Origin of the sequence: Microbulbifer discodermiae (genome assembly GCF_040742695.1) — a bacterium.
GTDB lineage: Bacteria > Pseudomonadota > Gammaproteobacteria > Pseudomonadales > Cellvibrionaceae > Microbulbifer.
This window is the reverse complement of the sequence record NZ_JBFLAB010000121.1, coordinates 1-4,077: the sequence shown is the minus strand read 5'-3', so window position 1 is coordinate 4,077 and position 4,077 is coordinate 1. Positions and strand designations below refer to the sequence as shown.

Genomic DNA, 4,077 nt, shown 5'->3' with positions numbered 1-4,077 from the left:
GCCAAGCTGAATGGTCATGATCCCTTTGCGTATCTGAAAGATGTGATGCAGCGATTACCGATGCATCGCGCCAGTGCTATCGGCGAGCTGCTGCCCCATAACTGGGTTCCTGCTGACAAGGTGTGATGCCCGGACGCTTACGCTTGATTGAATTATTTGCAAAATGCGAATACCGTAGGTCTGCTGCCCTGGCGTCCAGCCGCTAAACCGGTGCGGGCTGAAGAAATAAAGCAAAAACCAGCCAAATATCAGCGAAAAAAATAGATAAAAAGCAGCTAAAGAATACTGTAATCCTCATTGTGCAACCCGCGAGGTGCCCAATAGCGGCAGCGCTCGCGGGCAATCCATAACGACAAAACAGCTTCATTATCGTGACAAAGGACCACATCATGACCGCGTAAATAAGGCGTAAGCGCCACCTCCCGGTGCTGTAACACCGAGAGATGGCTAACCCCGAAAGATAACGAAACTATCTAGCGAGGCTGTCTTGGATGATACGCCACACATTCGCTCGTCTTCAATAAGGTTCCCCCTGAAGCCGGGCCCGACTGGCCACCCCCGCCCCTGGCGCCGGGGTGTCCTGTGGCGTAGCGCGACCATTGGTGTGGTGCTTTACTTTAGCCGCGCACCGCCCTGGCAGCGCAACCTCTCCCCGGATTTATCGTTTCTTTTCCCCAAGGACCGCGCCTGCGGCGAGAGAACTGGCGCAAAGCCAATCCCGCTGTCAGCGCCTCTCCGTCACAGGCGATTCAAGGAGCCTAAAAAGATGCCTGTATTCCCCTGTCGATTGTCTAAGTCATTACGACTGCAAAGTTTTTATATCATCACGCCCGTAGGCATCCACGACGATATTGTGGATTTGGAAATTGAGCCATGCGAGAGCGGCCGGCCCCTATGGCTCAAACGCTTATTTCAGCTGCAGGAGCACGCCTGGGAGCTGGCGGACCATGAAGCCATATTCCCCTCCTCCCATACACCAGCCCCAGCCCCAGCCCCGCTGAAACCGACCAAACGAAAACGATCCTGACCCCCCGTGCTTTTTGGGGTCCCTGCGGCCCGGCAGCATCCCAAGCGCTTACCCTTCCCTGTTGTCGCCGCGGAAAGGTAAGTACACTCCAGATGTCAGGGTGATCTGCCGTTCATATTGGTCCCATGATTGGCCAAGGGGCAATTGCAGAGGCCGGTATTGCACCGGCTGCCTCTGTAAGAGACCTCAAGGGGCGAGAGGGAGGAGGCCCCGGCCACACTGGTGCCCGGATAATAGGGCGACTTGGCAGCAAATCCGCCGGGCCAAGTATCGGCATTTCGCTCATCCGGCCCACTAACTCCACTAGCAGGCTGTTGAAATTCGAAGAATTTCGACGCCTGCTACCGGAATATGGATGTTCCGGCAAAATCGACGACGCCTAAGTCGTTGATTTTGGGAGAAAAGTGAAAATCACATTTTTCGCTTTTCGTGTTTTGAAACGGGCAGGGTGCCTTTTTCAACAACCTGCTAGAGGCATAGTCACGTCGAAAAAACGCGGAAATACAATGGGTTACAAGTAGTGGCATATTCCGGGATAGTGGTGTGGTTGGTCGCTTCTCCATCGCTCGCGATTGCATTTAATTTCCCTAACTAACTGATTTTTAAGCGAAATTTTTATAAGTTGTACGTAATTCATTCCTGCTGCCTATTCACCAGAACAGCGATTATGGCAATCCCAATATAAGGGGCTGGGCTCTCCGCAAGATGAGACTACTTTGAATGATGGGGTAAGTTAATCTAAAGTTAATTTACGCGCCTAATACGCGAGAGAATACGTATGAAATGTTCAAATACGCACGCTCATCCAGAGCATATTCATGGTCCGGATTGTGGCCACACAGCAATTCGACATAACGACCATGTGGACTATGTGTATGATGGTCATCTTCATCATCCGCATGGCGATCATTGTGATGAACATGTCATTCAGGTAAGCGAAAAAAACCCTAATACATGTTCGCCAGTAGATGATTGTGATGGTCATATTCACGGCCCTGATTGCGGACATGAAGCTGTGCCACATGAAGATCATGTGGATTACATAGTAAATGGTCGTTTGCATCACGTTCATGATGGTCATTGCGATGATCACGGTCCCGTGGAAATAGTCAGCAGTTAAGTTCTGCCAAAAAAGAACCTGACAAGCTGCTTAAACTGGGCGTGTTTTCCATCGCTTCAAGTTTTGCTCTAATAATACCAATTAGAGCAATTTCAATAGAGTAATTTGATCGTTCTACGACAGGACATAAACCCAAAATAATAAGATTGGTAGATAATATGACACACTATATCGACGGATTTGTACTCCCCGTACCCCGCGACCGGCTTAAATTCTATAGAGAAGTTGTAGAAAAGGTCGCGGAGATCTGGAAGGAACATGGTGCACTGGATTATTCAGAATATGTAGGTGACGATTTTAGTTTGCAGGGCACCCGGCCTTTCGCTGATATGGCGAACGCAAAAGAGGATGAAGCCATCATCTTTGGTTGGATTGTATTTGAATCCCGTGAGGCCCGCGATCTTATAAATGAGAAAGTCGCAGCCGACCCGAGGATGGAGGATTTGATCAATCCCCTGACCCATGCATCGAGGCCGATTTTTGATGCCAAACGGATGATGTACGGTGGGTTCCGGCCGCTGCTGCACTTATCGAATTCGATTACCCCATAGCAGGTGCCAGCACAAAGCCGCACAGTGCGCTCGGGATTCAAAACAAGCGGCCTATCCTGCTCTCCTACTTTAAATGTCGCGGACAGGTGGTGCGTAAAGCGATTTAGACTACCAACACGGTCCAAGCCGTCCACCGCCGGTTCCGCAAGCTGACCAACACAAGGGTAGGTTCGTCAGCGGGAACAGCTTACTCAAGCTGCTGTATGTCGGTATACTAAAAACCCCAAGCGCTGGACGCATCCAATCCAAAATAGAAGCCTCAAGTTGCCCCAGCTGGCGAACCACTTCCCGGGGGGTCAATAGAAAAGCACATCAGCCTCTAAGGTTGTTGGCTGACACAGGACTCTGCATCACCTGCGAGATCTACCAAATCCACCTTTTACACCACCAAATCTATCCGTTTCAGGTACGATATGATTAATTGTATTATCGATTCTATTTGCTAACGCCCTGACAAGACCATCTACTCTTGATTCGATGCCCGTGTAAGTAACCGCACTTATATGAACCCGTTCATCCGAGTGAGTGATTTTAGGGCTATACACATCTTTCATCTTTATATAAACCGTAACATCATCTACCCGTTTAATAGTTTTATTTCCTTTCACAAATAGTAAATGCGCGCTCAATTTATCAACTTCATGTAGCTTCATTTCAGGCTCAAGTCGATAGCCTGAAAATGAAACCCAAAGCTTTATATTACTGTCTGCATTGTATCGGCCACTATCAACTATCTTAGTCTTTAGTGCTTCTTTGAGTTTACGATCAATCTTATGTCCGAGAATAACCTGATGATCTTCCACTGTTGTCGACTTAGCATCAAAGGAAATCCCAATGCCAGATACTGACTCTATAGTGTCATCGCCCCTGGCTGCCAAACTAAAAAGCGTGGTTAGTAAAAATAGGGGAATTAGTATGCTCGGCAAGCTAATCTTACTCATAATAGATCCAAAATTATAAATCTTATAAAGAATCACGAACGATTACATGGAAATAATTTGAGTTAAAATTTATACCTTAAATTGCCTTGGCAAACAAGCCTAATTGCGCAACGCTGTAATATCTGATCTGCGCCTGCTATAAAATTCGTATTTAAGCAGGTGCCTTACCTGGCAATTCTTCCTTGAGTGACCAAGGCATCTATTTCTTAATATCATCATTGGCCTTTGTGTCCGGGAGATTTATAAAAACAACCTCCAAATTCTTCGCTATCTCAATCAGGCAATAGAGGTTTGCACTAGCAGGCTGTTGATTTTCAGCCAGATTCAAACACGGTAATCGTTTGAATCCGCAATTCTCGGCCCAAATAGACGATTTAAGGCCATTTTTTACCCTTACGGGCCTTGGTGGCGAGCTTTCCCCGCCTTCAAGACGGACTA

5 protein-coding genes are annotated in these 4,077 nt (G+C 47.8%); 3 read left to right on the top strand and 2 right to left on the bottom strand.

The annotated features are described in order from the left end of the window. The 3 genes from AB1S50_RS19120 to AB1S50_RS19110 all read left to right on the top strand — a co-directional run. Positions 1-126, top strand: a 126-nt coding sequence (locus AB1S50_RS19120) for a transposase domain-containing protein (protein ID WP_367152251.1), incomplete at its 5' end; no start/stop codon positions are given. 1,679 nt (positions 127-1,805) lie between these two features. Next, positions 1,806-2,147, top strand: coding sequence for a hypothetical protein (locus AB1S50_RS19115; protein ID WP_367152829.1), 342 nt, complete (start codon positions 1,806-1,808; stop codon positions 2,145-2,147). A gap of 158 nt (positions 2,148-2,305) precedes the next feature. Further along, positions 2,306-2,698 carry a DUF1428 domain-containing protein gene (locus AB1S50_RS19110; RefSeq protein WP_367152828.1) on the top strand — a complete coding sequence of 131 codons (393 nt, stop codon included), beginning with the start codon at positions 2,306-2,308 and terminating at the stop codon, positions 2,696-2,698. A gap of 350 nt (positions 2,699-3,048) precedes the next feature. Here the strand turns inward: AB1S50_RS19110 and AB1S50_RS19105 are convergent, their stop codons facing one another. Further along, entirely contained in the window at positions 3,049-3,639 is a 591-nt protein-coding gene (locus tag AB1S50_RS19105) for a hypothetical protein (RefSeq protein WP_367152827.1), read from the bottom strand. A gap of 199 nt (positions 3,640-3,838) precedes the next feature. Continuing rightward, a partial coding sequence (locus tag AB1S50_RS19100; RefSeq protein WP_367152826.1) for a hypothetical protein occupies positions 3,839-4,077 on the bottom strand: 239 nt, incomplete at its 5' end.